Source organism: Paenarthrobacter nitroguajacolicus, from assembly GCF_029952445.1.
Lineage (GTDB): Bacteria > Actinomycetota > Actinomycetes > Actinomycetales > Micrococcaceae > Arthrobacter > Arthrobacter nitroguajacolicus_B.
Map to the genome: position 1 here is coordinate 66,548 of NZ_JAQPPK010000022.1, position 22,730 is coordinate 89,277.

The window sequence follows — 22,730 nt, forward strand, 5'->3', positions numbered from 1 at the left end:
GCTCCCAATCTACTTGAGACGGGGCGCTTGTGCAGACGGACCCACCCAGGGGCTCACCGGGTTGCCCATCCAGTACGTCCCCGCCGGGACGGTTTCGCCCCGCATGACCAACGACGCCGGTCCAACTGTTCCGCCGTCGCCGATACTGGCCGCGGGGAGGATGACGCCGTGCGGACCCATGGTGGCACCGTTTCCGAGGGTTACCGTGTCCAGGCTCATGACGCGATCGTGGAACAGGTGGGTCTGGACCACGCAACCCCGGTTGACGGTGGAGTTCTCGCCGAGCGTCACGAGGTCGGCTTCCGGGAGCCAATAGCTTTCGCACCACGTTCCACGGCCGATCTTCGCGCCGAGTCCGCGGAGCCACCACACCAAGGCAGGAGTGCCCGCGGCAGAGCGTGCGAACCACGGCGCACTGACCATCTCAATGAAGGTGTCGACAACCTCATTGCGCCAAATGAACGAACTCCACAAGGGGTGTTCGCCGGACCGAATGGTTCCCACCAAAACCCACTTGGCCGCCACCGAGCTGAGTGCCGCCACCCCTCCGGCTGCCAGCATCACCAAGCCGCCCAGGAGGGCTGCAATCCAGTAGCCCCATCCGCGCGCGATCCAGTCCAAGACCACCATCACGGCAACGGCGATGGCGACGGTCAAGACCACGGGCACCAAGCGGCACAGCTCCCACAGGGCGCGTGCCAGCTTGAGCTTGAACGGCGGTTGGAAGGTGCGGGTCTGGTCAGCGTCGACGGCGGTGCGGCGCAACCTGACCGGCGGACTGCCAAGCCACGACGTTCCGGACTTGGCCTTGGCCGGCGTGGCAGACAGCACGGCGACGAGCGAATTCTTGGGGACGTTGCGCCCGGCCGCGGTCATGCCGGAGTTGCCGAGGAACGAGCGTTTGCCGATCTTGGCCGGGGCGATCTTCATCCAGCCACCGCCCAGTTCGTAGGAGGCCACCATCGTGTCGTCAGCCAGGAAGGCACCATCGCCGATGGTGGTCATTTTAGGCACCAGCAGCACCGTGGAAGCTTCCACGTTCTTGCCGACCTTTGCGCCCAGGAGGCGCAGCCAGATGGGTGTGAAAAGGCTGGCGTATATGGGGAAGAGAAGGTCGCGGGCCATGTCCAGGAGCCGCTCTGTAGCCCATACCTGCCAGCCCACCCTGCTGCGGACCCTGTGGTGCCCTGCTGTGAGGCCAAGTCCCAGGAGACGGGCCACTATCAGGATCAGGACGAGGTTCCCGAAGAACCAGACCAATGCTGCCAAAGGCACGGCCAAGGCAATCCGGGGAATGGCAGTTTCCAGGGAATCATGACCGCGGATAAAGGCCAGGACCATCAGGGCGCCGGCGAAGGCGGAGACATAGGGGATAAGGGAAAGCAGGGCAGAGGCCCCGGCAAAGGCGAAGAGCCACAAGCGGTCAACCGCAGTGCGGCGGGTCACCGCCTCCGGCCAGTCTTGCTTCGCCTTTCCGCGACGTTCTGCGGGTGACCCTGCCACCAAATGGCCCGCTTTGACCTTGCCGAAGACTGCGGAACCGGGCTCAACGTGGGCGCCGGCTCCGATGGTGGCTCCAGGCATGAGCGTGCTCCGGGAGCCCACCACAGCTCCCGCTCCCACATGGATCTGGCCGATGTGGACCGAGTCGCCGTCCACCCACCAGCCGGAAAGGTCTACTTCAGGCTCGATGTTTGCGCCGCTGCCCAAGGACAGGAGGCCCGTGACCGGCGGCAACGAGTGCAGGTGAACGTCCCTGCCGATTTTGGCGCCGAGGGCGCGCGCGTAATACGGAACAAACGGAGCACTGGCCAGGCCAATCGCCCCCGAGAGGTCCTGGATCTGTTCGGCGAGCCAAAGCCGCAGGTGCGTCTTCCCGGATCTCGGATAGGTGCCGGGCCGGATTCTGCCCAGCAGCAAGCGGGCAGCCAGCACCGAGACAGCCATGCGCCCAAGCGGGCTGACGAAGATCAGCCAAGACAACCCGATCCACCACCAGGACACAGTCGGAGCGGCCGTAAACCCGGCAAAGTCAGCCAGTAATTTGTTGGCGGCCATGAGGTACGTCAGCCAGCGCATGCCCACCAGGATGTGCAGAGGAACTCCCATGAGGACCTGGAAGATCTGCGATTTCAAGGCTGTGGGACGCACGGTCCGCTCAGCAGCGGGACCCGGCACGCCGCCGTCGGGAAGTGATTGCCGTGCGGCGTCGATCAAGGCTCCGATGCGCGGAGTGGCGTAAATGTCAGCCACCGTGATGGTGGGATACCGGACGCGGAGGGCGGAAACGAGTTGGGCCGCAGCCAAGGATCCACCGCCGTAGGCGAAGAAATCGGCGTCGAGGGAACTCACAGGACTTCCCAGTACTGACTCCCACTGCTCAACCACCCATCGGGCGTCATCGGGAAGATTGAGCGGGGCGTTGCCTGCTTCAGTCGCGCCGGCGCCGGCAAGGGGCCAGGGGAGGGCATGGCGATCTACCTTGCCGCTGGTCTTGGTGGGCAACGAATCCACGACCGTCAGCAGGGGGATCAGGGCTGCGGGAAGACTTTCGGCCAACAGCGCCCGGGCTTCGTTCATGTCCAGTTCGAAGCCCTCAGCGGGGGCCAGATAGCCCACGAGGATCTGGTTGCCGGCAGCGGTGGTTTGGACCGCGGCGGCGGCTCCGGCCACGCCAGGGAGGGACTGCAACGCCGCGTCGACTTCGCCCAGTTCGATCCGGCGGCCACCGAGCTTGACCTGCTCGTCGGCCCTACCCATGAAGATCAGGCCCTCAGCTTCAAAACGCACCAGGTCACCAGAACGATAGGCCCGGTCCCAGGCGAGGGTGGGCATGGGCGCGTACTTCTCGGCGTCCTTGGCGGGATCGAGGTACCGGGCCAGACCCACGCCGCCGATGATCAGTTCACCGATCCCGCCTTCGGTGACCGGAACCCCGGCGGAATCGACGACGGCGAGGTCCCAGCCGTCCAGCGGCAGGCCGATCCGGACCGGACCCGGTCCTCCCAGGGGAGCGGCGCAGGCAACCACTGTGGCTTCCGTGGGCCCGTACGTGTTCCACACTTCGCGGCCGTCTACGGCCAGCCGTTCGGCCAGTTCCGGTGGGCAGGCTTCGCCACCGAAGATGAGGAGGCGGACGTTTTCCAGCGCCTCAGCGGGCCACAATGCCGCAAGCGTGGGCACAGTGGACACTACGGTAATGCCGTGATTGATGAGCCAAGGGCCGAGGTCCATGCCGGTTCGGACCAAGGCGCGCGGGGCGGGAACCAGGCATGCACCGTGGCGCCAGGCCAGCCACATTTCCTCGCAGGAGGCATCAAAGGCCACTGAGAGTCCGGCCAACACCCGGTCTTGGGGTCCAATGGGTTCGGACTGGAGGAAGATCCTGGCTTCAGCATCAACAAAGGCAGCGGAGGATCGGTGCTTGACGGCCACACCCTTCGGCGTACCGGTGGAACCGGAGGTGAAGATGATCCACGAATCGTCATCCAGCTCCGGCTTGCCCTGGCCGGCGAGAGCTCCCGGCAAATCGTCGGACAGCCGGACATCCAGTCCTGCACCGATAACTGCGGCCACCTTCGCCTCGCCGAACACGAGGCGGGCCCGCTCATCGGGATCGTCGGCGTCCACCGGAACGTAGGCAGCGCCGGCCATCAGGATGCCGAGGATGGCGATGTACAGCTCGTTGGTTCCGGACGGGATCCGGACGCCGATCTTCGCGCCACGGCCCAAACCGTGGGCGTTCAGGATCTGCGCAAACGACCTCGCCGAGGCGAGCAATTCGGTGTAGCTAAGGGACTTGTGTCCGTCGTCCAGGGCTGAGGACTCCGGGAAGGCTGCTGCGGTAGCCTCCAGGATGTCCACAAGCGTTCGTTCGGCGGGTGCTGCGGTGCCGCCCGGCAGCTGGGGGCGGTAAGTGGTCAGGGCAGGCGTCTGCCCGGCCCCCACGGCATGTTCTGTGCTCACGGGGTCAGCTTGGCGCAGAAAGGTGAACAAAAGGTGTCTGACGTTTCCTGCCCATCACACTTTGTTGCACGGTTGTTCTCCTGAAGTGCACCTTTTGTTGGTTCGCCATCTCGCTGATGTCCGCAGCGGATCAGGGAACCAAAAGGACCTTGCCCGTGGTCTTTCGTCCTTCCAGGTCCCGATGGGCCTGGGCTGCTTCGGCCAGGGGGTACGTAGCGCCAACCCTGACAGCAAGCGTGCCGTTGGCGGCGGCGTCGAAAATTTCTGCTGAGCGCCACCGGCGTTCCTGGGCGTTCTGCACGAAGTGCCCCATGGTGGGCCTCGTCAGGGTCAGGGAGCCGGCCGCGTTCAGCCGTTGCGGATCAAACGGGGGAACCGGCCCCGAGGCCGCGCCGAAAAGCACCATGGCTCCCCGGATGCGCAGGCTCCTAAGGGAGTCATCGAAGGTGTCTTTGCCAACGCCGTCGTAGACCACGTTGACGCCTTCGCCGTCGGTGAGTTCGCGGACTTTGTCGGCGAAGCCTTCGTAACGGAGGACCTCATCCGCGCCGGCCAGGGTGGACAGATCGGCCTTCTCATCGGAGGACACGGTGGTGATGACCCGCGCTCCCCGGGCCTTCAACAGCTGGGTCAGAAGCAGGCCAACCCCACCCGCCCCGGCGTGCAGGAGGACTGTGTGGCCGGGCTCAACGCGGAAGGACGAGTTCATCAGGTAGTGCGCCGTGATTCCCTGCAGCGGCAGGGCCGCGGCGGTGTGATCATCGACGCCGGCAGGAACCGGAAGCGCTTTGGCCGCCTCTACCAGGGCGTACTCCGCGTAAGTCCTGGTTCCTTCGGCCGTGGCGATGCGGTCGCCTACGGAAAATTCTTCAACGCCATCGCCCACCGCCTCGACTACTCCCGCGGCCTCCGCGCCGGGAGTAAACGGGTAGTCCACCTTGTAGGTGCCGTTGCGCTGGTAAGTCTCAATGAAGTTGACCCCGGCAGCTGCGACTTTGATCAGCAGCTGCCCGGGGCCAGGCGCCGGTACTTCGACGGAAGCGTACTCAAGGACCTCGGGTCCTCCGGGTTGCTGGGCAACGATTGCGTGCGTCATGGTGGCTCCTTACTCCGGGGCGGTCCTTCCGGTGCCCGGTTCCAGGATCCATCCTAGGGAGGTTGGGGCCTCCCGTGTCGAACGCCTAGAAGCGTCCGTGCGTCGACGCCACGGGGCAATCGAAGCCGCGGCCCGCTGCGAGGCCTACGTCGTTGAGGTAACGGACAACGATCCCGTAGGACTGCACCAAGGTTGTCTCGGTGTAGGGAATGGAGTGCTTGGCGCAGAATTCACGCACGATAGCAGCGGCCTTGTGAAGCTGGGGCCGGGCCATGTCCGGGAAGAGGTGGTGCTCCACCTGACGGTTCAATCCGCCCAGGAGGAAGTCCATGAAACGACCACCGGAAATGTTGCGTGAAGTCAGGATCTGGCGGTTGAGGAAATCCACCCGGCTGTCCTTGGGCAGGACAGGCATGCCCTTGTGGTTCGGTGCGAAGGAAGCGCCCATGTAGAAGCCGTAGACCATAATCTGGACCCCGAGGAAGGCGAAGGCCATTCCAATAGGCAGGAAGGTGAACGCCAGTACGGGAAGGGCAGTGAGCCGTGCCACCAGGATGGGCGTCTCTACCCAGCGGTGGCGGACCTTTTCCTTGCCGAAGACAAACCGGAGCGAATCGAATTGGAGGCTAAGGCCAAGCAGCGTCAGGAGCGGGAAGAAGAACCAGCCCTGCTTCTTGGTCAGGAATGCCAAGCGGCCTTTGCGCTCTGCCGCCGCGTCTTCGTGGAAGACCAGGGCGTTGTTCCGGATGTCAGGATCCTTGGAAATGACGTTCGGGTGGTTGTGGTGCGCTCCGTGCTTCTGTTCCCACCAGGAGTAGCTGATGCCGGCAACTCCCGTGGCTAGGAGGCGGGCAGACCAATCGTTGGCGCGGCGGGAAGCAAAGATTTGCTTGTGTCCGGCCTCGTGGGCCAGGAAGCTCAGCTGCGTGCACAGAATGCCGACAGCTGCGGCGATCAGGAGTTGGTACCAGGATTCGCCAATCAAGGCGAAGCCGAGCCACGTGCCGGCCATGAGGAGTACCAAGGCTATGAAAACCCAGATGTAGAAGCCGCTGCGGCGCTCGAGAAGGCCTGCCGATTTGACGCTCTTCAGTAGCTCTGAGTAGCTCTGAACGACGGGGTTTGGCTGAATTGCGCGTGCTTTGGGGCGCTCAGCGGTGGACGTGGGTGCCATGAATGTGCCCCGTATCGCTAACGGGCAACGCTGCAGCCGACGTTCGGACTGCACGGTCTGGATCACCCTCCACTAAGCATACGCGCGATGTCCTAACAAATGTGACAGCTCACATTGAGCATGCATAAATATCGGACAGCATGAATATTCTTGCTGTATAGTGGAGGTATGACTATTTCTGTTGCCGTCTCCGGTGCCAGTGGCTACGCCGGTGGAGAAGTGTTGCGCCTGCTCGCGAACCACCCGAACGTCACCATCGGTGCGATCACTGCGCACAGCAACGCCGGTTCCAGACTAGGGGAGTTGCAGCCACATCTCCATGGTTTGGCCAGCAGGATCCTTGAGGACACGACGGTGGAAAACCTCGCAGGCCACGATGTGGTGTTCCTGGCCCTCCCGCACGGTACCTCGGCTGAAATTGCTGCCCAGTTGCCCGAAGGCACAGTGGTTATCGACGCCGGCGCGGACCACCGCTTGCAGGACGCCTCAGCCTGGGAGAAGTTCTATGGCTCCGAGCACGCGGGCACCTGGCCATACGGCCTGCCGGAGCTGCCCGGCCAGCGCGAAGCACTCAAGGGCGCCACCCGGATCGCCGTACCCGGCTGCTACCCGACGTCGGCCCTGCTGGCTTTGACGCCCGGGTTCGCCAACAATCTGCTCCTGACGGACGACGTCGTCATTGTTTCTGCCTCCGGCACCTCGGGTGCCGGCAAAGCAGCCAAGGTCAACCTGATCGGGTCCGAGGTCATGGGGTCCATGAGCCCTTACGGCGTGGGTGGCGGTCATCGCCACACGCCGGAGATCGAACAGGGACTGTCCAACGCGGCGGGCGAGCCCGTGACTGTGTCCTTCACTCCCACGTTGGCCCCCATGAGCCGCGGAATCCTCACCACTGCCACTGCCAAAGTTGGGCACGGCGTGACCGAAGCCGAACTCCGCCAGGCGTGGGCGGATGCTTACGACGACGAACCGTTCGTGCACCTGCTGCCCGAAGGCCAGTGGCCGACCACCAAGTCGGTGCAGGGGTCCAACCACGCCGTCATGCAGCTGGCGTTCGACCAGCACACCGGCCGCGTGATTGTCACGTGCGCCATCGACAACCTCACCAAGGGGACCGCCGGCGGAGCCGTGCAGTCCATGAATATTGCCCTCGGCCTGGATGAAACAGCCGGCCTGAACCTGCAGGGAGTTGCACCGTGACCATTACCGCCCCCAAGGGATTCCGCGCCGCTGGCATCAAAGCCGGCATCAAGGCCTCCGGCAACCCGGACCTGGCACTCGTCGTCAACGATGGCCCGTCCAAGGCAGCCGCTGCGGTTTTCACCTCCAACCGCGTCGCTGCGGCCCCTGTGCACTGGTCCCGCCAAGTGGTCAGCGACGGCCGGGTGGACGCCGTGGTCCTGAACTCCGGCGGCGCAAACGCCTGCACAGGCCCGCAGGGGTTCCAGAACACCCACGCAACCGCCGAGAAAGTGGCCGAAGTACTGGGAGTCTCAGCTGCCGACGTCGTGGTGTGCTCCACCGGGCTGATCGGTGAGCAGCTGCCCATGGACAAGATCCTGCCGGGCGTCGAAGCTGCCTTCAAGGAGCTGTCCGAGGACGGCGGTACTGCCGCGGCAACAGCCATCATGACCACCGACAGCGTCTCCAAGGAGGCTGTCTTCTCCGGCAAGGACGCTGAAGGCAAGCCGTTTACCGTTGGCGGTATTGCCAAGGGTGCGGGCATGCTGGCTCCTGGACTGGCCACCATGCTCGTGGTGCTGACCACCGATGCCGAGGTACCTGCGAACGAGCTCGATGTGGTGCTGCGGGACGCCACCCGTGTCACCTTTGACCGCGCCGACTCCGACGGTTGCATGTCCACGAACGACACCGTGGTCCTGCTGGCTTCCGGTGCCTCCGAGGCCCTGCCGTCGGCAGAGCAGCTCAGCGAAGCCGTGACCGCTGTGTGCGCCGAGCTGGCCCGCAAGCTGATCGGTGACGCCGAAGGTGCCAGCCATGACATCGCCATCCGGACCTTCAACGCCGCCAGTGAACGTGACGCGGAAATCGTCAGCCGCTCGGTAGCCCGCTCCAACCTCTTCAAGGCAGCCATCTTCGGCAAGGATCCCAACTGGGGTCGCGTCCTTTCCGCCGTAGGCACTACGGACGCCGTCTTCGAAGCAGACCAGCTTAACGTCGCCATGAACGGTGTCCAGATCTGCCGGAACGGTGCGATCGGCGATGACCGCAACCTGGTGGACCTGGAACCCCGCGAAGTGCTTGTGGAAATTGATCTTCAGGCCGGCGACGCCGAGGCAACCATCTGGACCAACGACCTCACGCACGACTACGTGCATGAGAACAGCGCCTACTCGAGCTGAGCGGATTGACGATGACTGCGCATACCCGTGAGGCGGCGTCCATGAGTGACGTCTCGGCCGAAACAGCCCAGGACAAAGCCGGAACCCTGATCGAGGCGCTGCCCTGGATCCAGCGTTTCGCCGGCACCACCATGGTGATCAAGTACGGCGGCAACGCCATGGTCAACGATGACCTTCGGCGCGCGTTTGCCGAGGACATCGTCTTCCTCCACCACGTGGGCATCCACCCAGTGGTGGTCCATGGCGGCGGTCCCCAGATCAACTCCATGCTTGGCCGGCTCGGCATCGAATCCGAGTTCAAGGGTGGCCTGCGGGTCACAACGCCCGAAGCAATGGACGTTGTCCGCATGGTGCTTACCGGCCAGGTGGGCCGTGAACTGGTGGGCCTGATCAACTCCCACGGACCGTACGCCGTTGGCATGTCCGGTGAAGACGGCGGGCTGTTGCGGGCTGTTCGCACCGGCACCGTAGTGGATGGCGAGGAAGTCGACCTGGGCCTGGTAGGCGAGGTTGTCGGCGTCGATCCCGCCGGGATCAAGGACATTCTCGACGCCGGCCGCATCCCCGTGATCTCCACCGTCGCCCCTGAGATCACTGAAGACGGCAACGGTTTCCAGACCACCGGGCAGGTCCTGAACGTTAACGCGGACACGGCCGCCGCCGCCGTCGCGTCCGCCTTGGGCGCCACAAAGCTGGTGATCCTCACCGACGTCGAAGGTCTCTACGCCAAATGGCCGGACAAGACCTCACTCATCTCCACGCTGACTGCCTCGGAGCTCCGGGCCATGTTGCCCAGGCTGGAATCCGGCATGATCCCCAAGATGGCCGCCTGCCTCAAAGCCATCGATGAAGGAGTGGGGCAGGCGCACATCGTGGACGGCCGCCTGGCGCACTCGATGCTCCTTGAAACCTTTACGACGGCGGGCATCGGCACGCAGGTCGTCCCTGACGAGGAAGTGAACGCATGAGCACCGAACTGAGCCATACCGCCGAAAGCCGCAGCAGCGATGGGGGGCCGGGTGTGGTCGGGCACCGCGAAGCGGGCGGGGCCCCCATCGCTGCGGAGGCTGCCGCAACCACGCTCGTTTCACAGAGCTCGGGCGCGGACTGGCTTGCCCGGTACTCGTCTTCGCTCATGGGCGTCTTCGGTACTCCTCAGCGTGTGCTCGTCCGTGGTGCCGGATGCCTCGTGTGGGATGCCGACGGCAAGGAATATCTGGACCTCCTGGGCGGCATCGCCGTGAACGCGCTGGGCCACGCCCACCCGTTCGTCACGTCGGTCATTTCCAGCCAGCTGGCAACGCTCGGCCATGTGTCCAATTTCTTTACGAGTCCTACACAGATCGCGCTGGCCGAGAAGCTGCTGACCATCAGCAAGGCTCCTGCCGGTTCCAAGGTCTTCTTCGCGAATTCAGGCACCGAAGCCAACGAGGCCGCTTTCAAGCTCGCCCGGCGGAACAACGGGGACGGCAAGCGCACCAAGATCATCGCCCTTGAAGGCGCGTTCCACGGACGGACCATGGGTGCCCTGGCGCTCACCGCGAAGGAAGCCTACCGTGCGCCCTTCGAGCCACTGCCCGGTGGCGTGGTCCACATCCCGTTCGGTGATATCGAAGCGCTGCGTGCCGCCGTCGACGATTCCACTGCGGCTCTCTTCCTCGAACCGATCCAGGGCGAAGCCGGTGTCCGGCCCCTCAGCGCCGAATACCTGCAGGCAGCACGAGAGGTAACCACGGCTGCTGGCGCCCTCCTGATCCTTGACGAGGTCCAGACCGGCATCGGCCGCACCGGTAAGTGGCTCGCCAGCCAGGACGCGGGCATCGTGCCCGACGCCATTACGCTCGCCAAGGGCCTTGGCGGCGGCTTCCCCGTGGGTGCTTTGCTCACGTTCGGAAGCACGACGTCGGCCCTGCTCACCGCCGGGCAGCACGGCACCACTTTCGGTGGGAACCCGGTGGCGACGGCCGCTGCGTTGGCCACGCTGCACGCGATCGACAGCCAAGGCGTGCTGCAGAACGTTCAGGCAGTGGGGCAGCACCTGCGCGACGGGATCGCCAGTGTCGAAGGCGTGACCGAGGTCCGGGGAGAAGGTTTGCTGATCGGCTTCGACGTCAACGCCGAAATCGCCCCTGCCATGGTGACCTCCGCCCTGGATGCAGGCTTCATCATCAACAGCCCTGGCCCGCGGACCATCCGTTTGGCGCCTCCGTTGATCCTCACCATCGAGCAGGCCGACCGTTTCCTGGCGGCACTGCCATCCTTGATCGCCACAGCCACAGCCCAGACCGCTAAGGACGCCAAGTGAGCACTACCACCCGTCACTTCCTCAAAGACACCGACCTGAGCCCGGCCGAGCAGGCCGAAGTCCTTAAACTTGCCGCCCGGATGAAGGCGGCGCCTTACAGCGTCCAGCCGTTCGCAGCGGAGGGCAACGGCCGCAAGACCGTAGCAGTGATCTTTGACAAGACCTCCACCCGGACGCGCGTCTCCTTCGCCACCGGCATCGCCGACATGGGTGGCAACGCCCTCATCATCAACCCCGGTGAAGCCCAGATCGGCCACAAGGAATCCGTGGAAGACACCGCGAAGGTCCTCGAACGCATGGTCTCCACCATCGTGTGGCGGACAGGCGCGCATGCCGGCCTGGTGGCCATGGCGGAGAACTCCAAGGTCCCCGTCATCAACGCTTTGTGCGATGACTACCACCCGTGCCAGCTCCTCGCCGACCTCCTGGCAGTCAAGGAGCACAAGGGTGAACTCGCCGGACTGAGCATGGCCTATCTGGGCGACGCCGCGAACAACATGGCGAACTCCTACCTTCTTGCCGGCGTTACGGCGGGCATGCACGTGCGCATCTCCGGGCCCGAAGGCTACTTGCCCGCTGCAGAAATCGTGGCTGCCGCTCAAGAGCGCGCCGCTGCGACGGGCGGTTCCGTGCTGATTACCAGCGACGCCGCGGAAGCCCTCAAGGGCGCCGATGTGGTGGCCACGGACACGTGGGTTTCCATGGGCCAGGAAGCGGAGAAGGAAGCCCGGATGGAGCTTTTCCGCGACTACTCCGTGGACGAGGCGGCCATGAAGCAGGCGGCGCCGGACGCCGTCGTGCTTCACTGCCTCCCGGCGTACCGCGGCTACGAAATTTCGGCAGGCGTCATCGACGGCCCGCAGTCGATCGTGTGGGACGAGGCAGAAAACCGCCTCCACGCCCAGAAGGCACTCATGGCGTGGCTCATGCACCGTTCCGGGCTCGCCTTCGTGGACGGTCTGGCGCCCGTCGAGGGCACCGGGGAGAGCTCGTTCTAGTGTCCACCACTCCGTCCGTGCCGGGTGCCAGCCCGGCCACCAAGACTGCCCGCCAGGCCCGCATCACAGCGATCCTGACTGGTGAGTCCGTGCGTTCCCAGGCAGAGCTTGCAGCCCTGCTGGCGGACGACGGCGTCCAGGTCACCCAAGCAACCCTGTCCCGCGACCTCGTGGAACTGGGGGCGGTGCGGGTTCGCGGCAAGGATGGAGCATTGGTCTACGCCGTGCCGGGGGAGGGCGGGGACCGGAACGCCAAGAGCGGCGTCACCCAGGAAATTCTCGACGCGCGGCTGACCCGGCTTTGCGGCGAACTCCTGGTAACGGCCGAGGCCTCGGGGAACATCGCGGTGCTGCGCACCCCGCCGGGAGCAGCCAACTTCCTGGCACTTGCCATCGACCACTCCGTGATGCCCTCGGTATTGGGTACGATCGCAGGCGACGACACTGTGATGTTGGTGTCCAGGGACGCTGACGGAGGGGCAGAGCTTGCAGCCCGCTTCCTGCGGATGGCCGAAGAAGCCGGCCCCGGCAACTGAATGCTTTACAGCTTTACACAGCAATGATTCGAATGAACCAAGCAACAACAAAGGAGCACTCTCGTGACTGAGCGCATTGTTCTGGCCTACTCCGGTGGCCTTGATACGTCCGTAGCCATCGGCTGGATCGGTGAAGCCACCGGCGCCGAGGTCATCGCCGTGGCTGTTGACGTCGGACAGGGCGGCGAGTCCCTGGAGACCATCCGTCAGCGCGCCCTCGGTTGCGGCGCCGTCGAGGCCTACGTCGCGGATGCCCGCGATGAGTTCGCCAACGAGTACGCCATGCCTACCCTGAAGGCCAACGCGCTTTACCAGGGCCACTACCCGCTGGTTTCGGCGATCTCACGTCCGGTGATCGTGAAGCACCTTGTGAAGGCTGCCCGCGAATTCGGTGCCACCACCGTTGCCCACGGCTGCACCGGAAAGGGCAACGACCAGGTCCGCTTCGAAGTCGGCATCCAGACCCTTGGCCCGGACCTGAAGTGCATCGCACCCGTTCGCGACCTCGCCCTGACCCGCGACAAGGCCATCGCCTTCGCCGAGGAAAAGGGCCTGCCGATCGAGACCACCAAGAAGAACCCGTACTCGATCGACCAGAACGTCTGGGGACGCGCCGTCGAGACCGGTTACCTCGAGGACATCTGGAACGCGCCTACCAAGGACATCTACGACTACACCGCCACCCCGGAGTTCCCGCCGGCACCGGACGAGGTCACCATTTCGTTCCAGGCCGGCGTGCCGGTAGCGATCGACGGCGTGAAGGTCACCCCGCTGCAGGCCATCCAGGAACTGAACCGCCGTGCAGGCGCACAGGGCGTGGGCCGCATCGACGTCGTTGAGGACCGCCTGGTGGGCATCAAGTCCCGCGAAATCTACGAAGCCCCGGGTGCCATGGCACTGATCACCGCGCACAAGCACCTCGAGGACATCACCATCGAGCGTGAGCAGGCCCGCTTCAAGGCCACCGTTGGCCAGCGCTGGGCAGAACTCGTGTACGACGGACAGTGGTTCTCCCCGCTCAAGCGCTCCTTGGATGCGTTCATCGAGGACACCCAGAAGTACGTTTCCGGTGACATCCGCATGGTCCTCCACGGTGGCCAGGCAATCGTCAACGGACGCCGCTCCGAGACCTCACTGTACGACTTCGACCTCGCTACCTACGACACCGGCGATACCTTCGACCAGTCCATGGCCCGCGGTTTCATCGAGCTGTGGGGCATGTCCTCCAAGGTTGCTTCGGGCCGCGACCTCCGGGTTGCAGGCGAGTAATGACGTCGGCAACAAACGAAGGCGCACTGTGGGGCGGCCGGTTCGCCGGCGGCCCCGCGGATGCGCTGGCCGCACTGAGCAAGTCAACCCACTTTGACTGGCGGCTGGCCCGCTATGACATTGCCGGCTCCAAGGCACACGCCCGCGTGCTGGCCAAGGCCGGGCTCCTGGACGACGCCGAGCTTGAAGGCATGCTCGCCGCGCTCACTCAGTTGGATGAAGACGTCGCCACTGGCGCCTACCTTCCGGCTGAGAGCGACGAAGACGTCCACGGCTCCTTGGAACGTGGCCTGATCGAGCGGGCCGGAACCCAGTTGGGCGGCAAGCTCCGTGCCGGCAGGTCCCGCAACGACCAAGTGGCCACCCTTGGCCGCATGTTCCTGCGGGACCACGCCCGGATCATCGCCGGTGGAGTCCTTGCCACGGTTGATGCCCTGGTTGAGCAGGCGAAGGCCCACCACGGCGTAGCCATGCCTGGCCGTACGCACCTGCAGCATGCACAGCCTGTGTTGCTGAGCCACCACCTGCTGGCCCACGCCTGGGCGTTGCTGCGCGATGTGCAGCGACTCCAGGACTGGGACAAGCGGGCCGGTGTTTCCCCGTATGGATCTGGTGCGCTGGCCGGCTCTTCGCTGGGGCTGGATCCCGAAGCTGTTGCCGCGGACCTGGGCTTCTACTCCGCAGTCCACAACTCGATCGACGGCACCGCTTCCCGCGATGTCTTCGCCGAGTTCGCCTGGGTGTGCTCCATGATCGGAGTGGACCTGTCCCGGATTTCCGAGGAAGTCATTTTCTGGGCCACCAAGGAGTTCTCCTTCGTCACCCTGCATGATTCGTACTCCACGGGGTCCTCGATCATGCCGCAGAAGAAGAACCCGGACGTTGCGGAGTTGGCCCGTGGCAAGGCAGGACGCCTCATCGGCAACCTGACCGGGCTGCTGGCTACCCTCAAGGGTCTTCCCCTTGCGTACAACCGCGACCTTCAGGAGGACAAGGAGCCGGTCTTCGACGCCGCTGACACCCTGGAGCTGCTGCTTCCGGCTGTCTCCGGCATGATCGCCACCCTGAAGTTCAACACTGAACGCATGGAGTCCTTGGCACCCCAGGGCTTCGCACTGGCAACGGACATCGCTGAGTGGCTTGTCCGCCAGGGCGTTCCGTTCCGTGAAGCCCACGAGCTCTCCGGTGCTGCGGTCAAGCAGGCCGAAAGCCGTGGAGTGGAACTCTGGGACCTGACGGACGAGGAGTACGCAGCTATTTCGGAGCACCTGACGCCCGAAGTCCGCTCCGTGCTGAGCACCGAAGGTTCGCTCAACAGCCGCAACTCGCAAGGCGGAACGGCGCCGGCCGCCGTCGAACGCCAGCTTGCAGCACTGGAAGCGGAACTGGACGCCGCGCGCTCGTACGCGTCGTAGCGTTCGTACCAGCAGAGCGGGATGATGCCTTCGGGCGTCATCCCGCTTTCCGTTTAAGTGGCCCGCCCTGGGTATAACTCTGCGTTAGCATGGCGCTATGACCGAGATCACTCCCGGGGCGCTGCCCGCAGAGCTTCACAAAGCCGCAGACACCCTCACCCGCCTCCTTGCCAAACTGGACGATGCCTCCGTGGCCCAGCCCTCGGAACTGCCCGGCTGGACCCGCGGCCATGTACTCGCGCATCTCAGGGGCATTGCCAACGCCATGGCACGGCAGCTGGAGTATGCCCGCCGGGGTGAAACCATCGAGCTCTACGACGGCGGCATGGACGGCCGAAACAAGGCGATCGAACTCGCCGCCGGACACAGCCTCGCGCAGCACACAGAGGCCCTCACCGCTGCGCTTGGCTCCGCCGTTGCGGCTTTCGATTCTTTGGGGCCGGACGACTGGCAGGCGCGCATTGCCTACCGCGACGGAACAGTACTCGACGGCGGGCTGGCGCTCTGGCGCGAACTCACCATCCACGCATCGGACCTCGGTATGGGCTTCGGCCCGGAGTCCTGGAGCCGCCCGTTCTGTGAGCACCTCATTTCCTTCCTGGCGGCACGCGTTCCTGCCTCCTACAAGCTCGTCCTGCAGCCCACAGGCCTGCCGCAAACGAGCATTGGCAGCGGCGGTACCTCGATCGCGATCACCGGCATGCTGACCGACATCGCCGCGTGGCTGGCCGGCCGCGAACCGAGCCTGGGTAGCCTCCGCGCTACCGCAGCGGCCGACGGTGTGGACCTGCCCGAGCTTCTGCCCTGGCCGGCAGCCCAGCCCGCCTCACGCTGACCCGACCCCCTTGCCCCGGATCCTCTCTCGCGTATCACCCCCTTGACCCGGATGCTCTCTCGCGTATCGCCCCGTTGACCCGGATGCTCTCTCGCGTATCGCCCCGTTGATCCGGATCCTCTCTCGCGTATCACCCCGTTGACCCGGATCCTCTCTCCCTTGCTTCAGGCTAGTGAGAGAGCGCCGGGGGGAAGGGGCGGTTTCCTGAGAGAGCGCCGGAGGGAAGGGGCGGTTTCGTGAGAGAGCGCCGGAGGGAGGGGGCGGTTTCGTGAGAGAGCGTCCGGGGAGGGTCAGCGTTTTACCGCCGCCGCGCGCCAGAGATGCATGGTGGCGTACGACCGCCACGGACTTACTTCCCGGAAATCGGCGCTGAGTCCAATCCCGGCCGGCAGCACTTTCAACCCGTTCCGCACAGCAGCGTCGTGGGCGAGGAAAACATCCGGGGCGCCCAGGACCCGCATGGCCACGTAGCCCACAGTCCACGGCCCAACCCCGGGCAGAGGAAGAAGTTTGCGCTTCAGGCTTTCGAGGTCGTCGCCGTACCCGAAATCGAGCGCCCCCGTTGCCATTGCTTCTGCCGCGGCCACAATGGAGTCGATGCGGCGCTGCGGGCCCCGAAGCAGGCCGCGGCCATTCAAGGCGAGTTCGGCCGACGTCGGAAACAGCCGGTCCAGGCCGGAAGAGGCGCCCTCTACAGGCGAGCCTGCGACCGCGAGCTGGGTGAGTGCCGTCCGGGCGGCGGCGACCGTGATCTGCTGCCCGATCATCGCCCGGATCAGCAACTCCTGAGGGTCTACTGCGCCGGGGACCCTGACACCGGGGACTTCCGCGATCCTGTCCGCGAGCCGGGGATCCAGCGACAGGGCATCATCGATCGCCTGCGGATCGGCATCCAGGTCGAAGAGCCGCCGCACCCGGCTCAAGAGCGCGGGGAGGTCGTGCAGGTCCACTGCTGCAGCCGTCAAGCGAAGCGGTTTGCCAGCCACTGCCGGGCTGTACACCACCGTGAACGAGGCCGTGCCGCGGGGGAGTCGAAGCGTGCGGCTGTACGTTCGAGTGCCATCAGGTTCTGTGCCCGCCGACTCAATGCCCGGCACCGCGCGCACTGCCAGGAAGTCGAAGATACCGGGGTCGAACGGATCCCGGTACGGAAGGTTAAGCGTCAGCGCCGCAGGCGCCGTTCCCGGAGCAGCAGCCCTGCCGGGACCGGACTTCGCGCCAGTGGCGCGCACCGCCGTCGGGGTCATGGCGAACACTTCGCCGATGGTGTCGTTGAATTGCCGGACGCTGTTGAACCCCGACGCGAAGGCCACATCCGCCAGGAGCATGTTGGTGGAGACCAGCAGCGTCCTCGCCGTTTGCGCCCTGCTGGCCCGGGCCAAGGAAAGCGGGCCGGCGCCCAATTCGTGGCTAAGGATGCGATTGAGCTGCCGTGCCGAGTAGCCCAAGCGGCGAGCCAGGCCATCGACGCCTTCGCGTGTAATGACGCCATCGTTGATCAGGCGCATCGCGCGTCCTGCAATGTCTGACCGAATATTCCACGCAGGGGTTCCAGGGACTGCTTCGGGCAGGCATCGTTTGCAGGCCCGGTACCCGGCCTCATGGGCCGCGGCCGAGGTTTCGTAGAAGGTGACGTTCTCGGCTTTCGGCGTGCGGGCCGGGCACGAAGGCCGGCAGTAGATACCCGTGGAACTGACCGCTGTGAAGAATTGACCATCGAACCGGGTATCGCGGGCGTCGATCGCCTTATAGCGTTGCCAGAAGTCCATGGCTTCATCCTCCCAGCAGACACCCCTTCCTGCTAGCGGAAATCGGACATGGCCGTCAGAGGCATTTTGCTAGGGTCTTGGGATGGATTGGTCAACGGAAGGCGGAGTCGGCGATCCCGCAGCAGTGCGTGCGTTCCTTGAGGGCGACCCCCGTGAGATCGCGCCTTTGATCCTCGGGGCCGTCCTGACGCACCACTCGGAATCCGGCCCCGTCTCTGTGCGGCTCACGGAAGTCGAAGCCTACATGGGCCCGCGGGACTCCGAACACCCCGATCCCGGCTCGCACACCTTCGGCGGCCCCACGGCACGGAACGCGCCGATGTTCGGACCACCGGGCTTCTTGTATGTCTATTTCACCTACGGCATGCACTACTGCGCGAACATCGTCTGCGGCCCGGCCGGCAAAGCCTCCGCCCTGCTCTTGCGGGCGGGAGAAATCGTCGACGGCGGAGGCCTCGCCACGTTACGGCGTCCAGCTTCCAAGGCACCCAAAGATCTTGCCAGCGGACCGGCAAGGCTCGCTTCGGCACTGGGGCTCACGACGGCGGACACCGGCCGTGACGCGCTCGCGGAACCGTTCAGCCTGTGGTTGCCGGAGTCGCCAGCGGCTGCCGTCGTCAGTGGCCCTCGCGTTGGAGTGGCCGGCCCCGGTGGAACCACCGAGTATCCGTGGCGCTTCTGGATCGAGGATGACCCCACCGTGTCCAGGTACAAGGCTGCGCGGCCACGGAACCGCAGCGTTGCAGGCTAGGTTCCGCACGATCGAGAACACAATCCCGTTCACAAGATGACCCGTACCCCACACGTTTACCAAAATCGCTGTAGAATGGTAGGTCTGTCTTTTGCGATAGGGGTTACGGTTCGATGCACGACGCTGATTTGGTCCACGAGCAGGAATACGTTGCCGGGCTGTATGCCCGGCTCGATGAGCTGCGCGCTGAAAAGCGCGCCCAGCTGGCGCAGGTGCGCAAAGCAGGCGCGGTGGGAACCATGCAGAACGTCTCTGAGCGCGATGCTTTCGCGGCACTGTACGAGGACCGCCTGGCCCAGCTCGACGCCGTCGACGACCGCCTGGTCTTTGGGCGCCTCGACCTCGACTCGGGAGAGGCCCAGTACATCGGCCGCATCGGGCTGTCCACAGCTGACCTGCAACGCTTGATGGTCGACTGGCGTGCTCCGGAGGCCGGCCATTTCTACCAGGCAACCGCCTTCGACCGTCAGGGTGTACGCCGTCGTCGCCACCTGATTCTCCAGGGACGCGACGTCAAGGCCATCGAGGACGACGTCCTGGACGCAGGGATGCTCGCGGACAACGACTCCCTCCAGGGCGAGGGTGCCTTGCTGGCGGCGTTGAACTCCAAGCGCACTGGACGCATGTCGGACATTGTTGGCACCATCCAGTCCGAACAGGACAGGATCATCCGCTCGTCCATCTCCGGAGCCCTCGTCGTCCAGGGCGGTCCGGGTACGGGCAAAACAGCCGTGGCCCTGCACCGTGCTGCCTATCTTCTGTACACGCACCGCGAACGGCTCAAGAGCGCCGGTGTCCTGTTGGTGGGACCGTCGTCGTCCTTCATGCATTACATCGAACGTGTGCTGCCGTCCCTGGGCGAGACTGGTGTGGTCATGGCCAGCCTGGGCCGCCTGATGCCCGGAATCCATGCCGTTCCGGAGGAAAATGCCGATGTCGCTGCCCTCAAGGGCAAGCTCGACATGGCCAAGGTTGTGGCCAACGCCGTGGCCAACCGTCAAAGGACGCCGGCGGAAGACCGCATCCTTGAAGTCGATTCCCGGAAGCTGACGCTCACCGTCCGCCAGGTTCGTCGAGCCCGGGAAAAGGCCCGTGCCACCGGCAAGCCCCACAACGAGGCACGCCTGACGTTCGTGAAGATCCTCCTGCGTGAACTCACCGAGCAGCTGACAGACCTCGTTGAGGAATCGAATATCGGCAACAACGCCGATCGCGCCTACCTTGCCGAGGACGTCCGTTCTGCGCGGGATGTCCGCGTTGCCCTGAACTTGTGCTGGATGCCCATGACGCCGGAGAAGCTCATCTCCGAACTCTTCAGCAAGCCCGCCATCCTGGAAGCCTGCACGCCGCACCTGACCGCTGAACAGCGTTCGTTGCTCCAGCGGCCCGTCGATGCGCCGTGGACCGAAGCGGACGTTCCGTTGCTGGATGAGGCCGCTGAGCTTCTCGGCGAACTGGACCCGGCAGCCGGCAGGGGACTGGCCCAGCAGGAAGCCGACCGGGCCCGTGACCTGGCCAACGCCAAGCAGACCCTGGCCAACATGGAAGCCATGGGCGTCGATGTCCTGGTCACCGCCGAGGAGCTCGCGGAGCAAAACCAGGAGCGCGAAAACCGCCTCACGGCAGCCGAGCGTGCCACCAGTGATCGTTCATGGGCCTTCGGGCACATCGTGGTTGATGAGGCCCAGGAGCTTTCGCCCATGCAGTGGCGCCTGCTGGTGCGGCGCTGCCCCCTGAAGTCCTTCACCATCGTGGGCGACATCGCCCAAACGAGTGCAGCTGCCGGTGCGAATTCGTGGCAGAGCGCCCTGGCGCCGTCGTTCGGTGACCGCTGGACCCTGGAAGAACTGACGGTCAATTACCGCACGCCGTCCCAGATCGCGGAGGCAGCCGTCCGAATGGCGAACAGGGCAGGGCTTGTAGTCTCCGCCCCCAAGGCCGTACGCGAAGGCAAATGGTCACCCGTCGTTGACCGCGTAGAGGCCGACGGCATCGTGCAGCGCCTGGTTGAAATCCTGCCGGAGGAAGTGGAAGCGATCGACGGCGGCCTGCTGGCCGTCATTGCCGACGGTCCCTTGCTGCCGCAGGCAACCGCGGCCCTCAAGGAGGTCTACGGACGCCGCATCGGTGCCGGTGCCGGCAGCTACGAGCAAGACATCGTGGTGATCAGCCCCAAGGAAGCCAAGGGGCTGGAATTCGATGGCGTCGTGGTCCTGGAACCAGCCGCCATGCTGAACCACGAACACGGCAAGGTCGGCGACCTCTACGTAGCGATGACGCGGGCCACGCAGCGCCTGCGCCTCATCGCGGCCGCGCCGGTGCCGGCCGGTATTGAGCGCTAGGCAAAACGCAACCCGCAATCCTGCTAACTTAGATCTCGTGTCACACGTAAACAACCTCGAGTCCCAGCACAACGATCCCGCCTTTGCCAACATCTGGCAGGAGCTCACATGGCGCGGCCTGGTCCACGTTTCCACAGATGAAACGGAACTGGAAAAACTGCTCGCGGGGGACCCGATCACCTATTACTGTGGCTTCGATCCCACGGCGCCTTCGCTGCACCTGGGCAACCTGGTGCAGTTGCTGCTGATGCGTCGCCTGCAGCTGGCCGGCCACAAGCCCCTCGGTTTGGTGGGCGGCTCCACAGGCCTGATTGGCGATCCCCGTCCGACGGCGGAGCGGACCTTGAACACCAAGGAAACCGTGACGGAGTGGGTGGGTTACCTGCAGGGCCAGGTGCGCCGGTTCCTCAGTTTCGAAGGCGACAACGCCGCCCGCATGGTCAACAACCTTGACTGGACTGCACCGCTGAGTGCCATCGACTTCCTCCGGGAAATCGGCAAGCACTTCCGCGTCGGCACCATGCTCCGCAAGGACGCTGTTGCGTCGCGCCTGAGCTCGGATGAAGGCATCAGCTACACCGAGTTCAGCTACCAGATCCTGCAGGGGATGGACTACCTGCAGCTCTTCCGCGACTACGGCTGCGCCCTGCAGACCGGCGGCTCGGACCAGTGGGGCAACCTCACCAGTGGTACCGAACTCATCCGCAAGGTGGAGGGCAAGAGCGTTCATGCCCTGGGCACGCCGCTGATCACCAACTCCGACGGCACCAAGTTCGGCAAGAGCGAAGGCAATGCCATCTGGCTTGACCCGGAAATGTGCAGCCCGTACACCTTCTACCAGTTCTGGTTGAACACAGCGGACGCTGACGTGGTGGACCGCCTCAAGGTGTTCACGTTCCTGACGCGCGCCGAGATTGAAGCGCTTGGGGAGGCCGTGGCAGAACGTCCGTTTGCCCGTGAAGGCCAGAAAAAGCTTGCGTTCGAAGTGACGTCGCTGGTTCACGGCGTCGAAGCCACGGAAAAGGTCATTGCCGCTTCCGCCGCACTGTTCGGAAACGGCGATCTTACGGTTCTGGACGAGCGCACACTGGAAGCGGCGACGGCGGAACTTCCGTCGGCCACGATCAGCGCCGACGGTTTGGGGATCATCGACCTCCTGGTTGCCTCGGGCTTGTCGGACAGCAAGTCCGCCGCGCGCCGCACCGTTGGTGAAGGTGGTGCCTACGTGAACAACACCAAGGTTTCCGATCCCGACGCCGTTGTTTCCTCCGACGAGCTCCTTCACGGCCGCTACTTGCTCCTTCGCCGGGGCAAGAAGAACCTGGCCACTATTGAGGTTTCTGCCTAGTTCCTTTGACTGAGCCTTCGGGAAGGCCGGCGACCGTTTTGGTTGCCGGCCTTTTCCGCGTTTAGGCGCTGTGCCGGGCGCCGGGCGTCGGCTGTTTCGGATGCTCTCTCACTTCATCGCCGTTTTTCCCTGATGCTCGATCACTTCATCGCCGGTTTTCGCTGATGCTCTCTCACATCATCGGCGTCCTTGGGTATCGCTCTCTCGCTTGGTTGGGATAGGGGCCGCCGACGTCGGCACTTGTTTGGGTGTTTGTCTTTCGACGGCGGTGCTGGGCTTTTGTGTTTGTCTTCCGACGGTTGTCGCTGGGGGGTGTGATGGGCTTCACGGGGATTCGTTGTAGTGGTTTTGGGGCTGTTTTGTGGTTTGGTGGGGTTGTTTGGCGTGTGTTGGCGGGGTTTTTGGGTGGTGTTGGGGTGGATTTGGTGTGGGGGTGGGGCGCGTGTACAGTTATTCGAGTCGCCGCCGCTGATGCGGAAAGATAGCGACCGACTCCCTTCAAATCACTGGTTCTGGTGGCGCTTTTGTGTGCTGCTGGGTGGTGGGGGAGGCCCGGGGTTTGG

Annotated in this window: 16 protein-coding genes; 12 read left to right on the forward strand and 4 right to left on the reverse strand. The window is 64.7% G+C overall.

What is annotated here, in order from left to right; genetic code table 11:
* Positions 1-9: 9 nt before the first annotated feature.
* The 3 genes from PJL15_RS16300 to PJL15_RS16310 form a co-directional block, all read right to left on the reverse strand.
* Complete coding sequence (locus PJL15_RS16300) at positions 10-3,966, reverse strand: Pls/PosA family non-ribosomal peptide synthetase (RefSeq protein WP_281452184.1); 3,957 nt, start codon at positions 3,964-3,966, stop codon at positions 10-12.
* 130 nt (positions 3,967-4,096) lie between these two features.
* Positions 4,097-5,062, reverse strand: coding sequence for a quinone oxidoreductase family protein (locus PJL15_RS16305; RefSeq protein WP_281452185.1), 966 nt, complete (start codon positions 5,060-5,062; stop codon positions 4,097-4,099).
* A gap of 85 nt (positions 5,063-5,147) precedes the next feature.
* Positions 5,148-6,236, reverse strand: coding sequence for a fatty acid desaturase family protein (locus tag PJL15_RS16310; protein ID WP_281452186.1), 1,089 nt, complete (start codon positions 6,234-6,236; stop codon positions 5,148-5,150).
* A gap of 168 nt (positions 6,237-6,404) precedes the next feature.
* Here PJL15_RS16310 and argC point away from each other — a divergent pair, with 168 nt between their 5' ends.
* The 9 genes from argC to PJL15_RS16355 all read left to right on the forward strand — a co-directional run bounded on the left by argC (position 6,405) and on the right by PJL15_RS16355 (position 15,957).
* A complete protein-coding gene (gene argC / locus PJL15_RS16315) occupies positions 6,405-7,436 on the forward strand; it encodes an N-acetyl-gamma-glutamyl-phosphate reductase (protein ID WP_281452187.1) in 1,032 nt (343 codons plus the stop codon).
* Complete coding sequence (argJ, locus tag PJL15_RS16320; protein ID WP_281452188.1) at positions 7,433-8,599, forward strand: bifunctional glutamate N-acetyltransferase/amino-acid acetyltransferase ArgJ; 1,167 nt, start codon at positions 7,433-7,435, stop codon at positions 8,597-8,599. Before argC ends, argJ begins: the two co-directional genes overlap by 4 nt.
* A gap of 11 nt (positions 8,600-8,610) precedes the next feature.
* Positions 8,611-9,567, forward strand: a complete 957-nt coding sequence (gene argB / locus PJL15_RS16325; protein WP_281452189.1) for an acetylglutamate kinase — start codon at positions 8,611-8,613, stop codon at positions 9,565-9,567.
* Complete coding sequence (locus tag PJL15_RS16330; protein WP_281452190.1) at positions 9,564-10,904, forward strand: acetylornithine transaminase; 1,341 nt, start codon at positions 9,564-9,566, stop codon at positions 10,902-10,904. Before argB ends, PJL15_RS16330 begins: the two co-directional genes overlap by 4 nt.
* On the forward strand, positions 10,901-11,902 hold the full coding sequence (gene argF / locus PJL15_RS16335; protein ID WP_281452191.1) for an ornithine carbamoyltransferase: 1,002 nt from the start codon (positions 10,901-10,903) through the stop codon (positions 11,900-11,902). Before PJL15_RS16330 ends, argF begins: the two co-directional genes overlap by 4 nt.
* Positions 11,902-12,438, forward strand: a complete 537-nt coding sequence (locus tag PJL15_RS16340) for an arginine repressor (protein ID WP_281452192.1) — start codon at positions 11,902-11,904, stop codon at positions 12,436-12,438. Before argF ends, PJL15_RS16340 begins: the two co-directional genes overlap by 1 nt.
* A 63-nt stretch (positions 12,439-12,501) precedes the next feature.
* Positions 12,502-13,707, forward strand: a complete 1,206-nt coding sequence (locus PJL15_RS16345; protein WP_211711897.1) for an argininosuccinate synthase — start codon at positions 12,502-12,504, stop codon at positions 13,705-13,707.
* Positions 13,707-15,122 (forward strand): argininosuccinate lyase, encoded by a 1,416-nt coding sequence (gene argH / locus PJL15_RS16350; protein ID WP_281452193.1) that lies wholly within the window; start codon positions 13,707-13,709, stop codon positions 15,120-15,122. The genes PJL15_RS16345 and argH overlap by 1 nt, the downstream gene beginning before the upstream one ends.
* 97 nt (positions 15,123-15,219) lie before the next feature.
* Positions 15,220-15,957 carry a maleylpyruvate isomerase family mycothiol-dependent enzyme gene (locus PJL15_RS16355; RefSeq protein WP_281452194.1) on the forward strand — a complete coding sequence of 246 codons (738 nt, stop codon included), beginning with the start codon at positions 15,220-15,222 and terminating at the stop codon, positions 15,955-15,957.
* A 290-nt stretch (positions 15,958-16,247) separates the two neighbouring features.
* Here the strand turns inward: PJL15_RS16355 and PJL15_RS16360 are convergent, their stop codons facing one another.
* Positions 16,248-17,726 (reverse strand): DNA-3-methyladenine glycosylase 2 family protein, encoded by a 1,479-nt coding sequence (locus PJL15_RS16360; protein ID WP_281452195.1) that lies wholly within the window; start codon positions 17,724-17,726, stop codon positions 16,248-16,250.
* Positions 17,727-17,808: 82 nt separating this feature from the next.
* Here PJL15_RS16360 and PJL15_RS16365 point away from each other — a divergent pair, with 82 nt between their 5' ends.
* The 3 genes from PJL15_RS16365 to tyrS all read left to right on the forward strand — a co-directional run bounded on the left by PJL15_RS16365 (position 17,809) and on the right by tyrS (position 22,167).
* Positions 17,809-18,477 (forward strand): DNA-3-methyladenine glycosylase, encoded by a 669-nt coding sequence (locus tag PJL15_RS16365; RefSeq protein ID WP_281452196.1) that lies wholly within the window; start codon positions 17,809-17,811, stop codon positions 18,475-18,477.
* Positions 18,478-18,590: 113 nt separating this feature from the next.
* Positions 18,591-20,819 carry an ATP-binding domain-containing protein gene (locus PJL15_RS16370; RefSeq protein WP_281452197.1) on the forward strand — a complete coding sequence of 743 codons (2,229 nt, stop codon included), beginning with the start codon at positions 18,591-18,593 and terminating at the stop codon, positions 20,817-20,819.
* 37 nt (positions 20,820-20,856) lie between these two features.
* A complete protein-coding gene (gene tyrS / locus PJL15_RS16375; protein WP_281452198.1) occupies positions 20,857-22,167 on the forward strand; it encodes a tyrosine--tRNA ligase in 1,311 nt (436 codons plus the stop codon).
* The last annotated feature ends 563 nt before the right edge of the window (positions 22,168-22,730 follow it).

Bases quoted from the DNA above. Each gene is read 5' to 3' on its own strand.
- argH (WP_281452193.1), top strand. From the start codon at position 13,707: ATGACGTCGGCAACAAACGAAGGCGCACTGTGGGGCGGCCGGTTCGCC.
- argC (WP_281452187.1), top strand. From the start codon at position 6,405: ATGACTATTTCTGTTGCCGTCTCCGGTGCCAGTGGCTACGCCGGTGGA.
- PJL15_RS16370 (WP_281452197.1), top strand. From the start codon at position 18,591: ATGCACGACGCTGATTTGGTCCACGAGCAGGAATACGTTGCCGGGCTG.
- PJL15_RS16365 (WP_281452196.1), top strand. From the start codon at position 17,809: ATGGATTGGTCAACGGAAGGCGGAGTCGGCGATCCCGCAGCAGTGCGT.
- PJL15_RS16310 (WP_281452186.1), bottom strand. From the start codon at position 6,236: ATGGCACCCACGTCCACCGCTGAGCGCCCCAAAGCACGCGCAATTCAG.
- PJL15_RS16355 (WP_281452194.1), top strand. From the start codon at position 15,220: ATGACCGAGATCACTCCCGGGGCGCTGCCCGCAGAGCTTCACAAAGCC.
- PJL15_RS16360 (WP_281452195.1), bottom strand. From the start codon at position 17,726: ATGGACTTCTGGCAACGCTATAAGGCGATCGACGCCCGCGATACCCGG.
- argB (WP_281452189.1), top strand. From the start codon at position 8,611: ATGACTGCGCATACCCGTGAGGCGGCGTCCATGAGTGACGTCTCGGCC.
- PJL15_RS16330 (WP_281452190.1), top strand. From the start codon at position 9,564: ATGAGCACCGAACTGAGCCATACCGCCGAAAGCCGCAGCAGCGATGGG.
- PJL15_RS16305 (WP_281452185.1), bottom strand. From the start codon at position 5,062: ATGACGCACGCAATCGTTGCCCAGCAACCCGGAGGACCCGAGGTCCTT.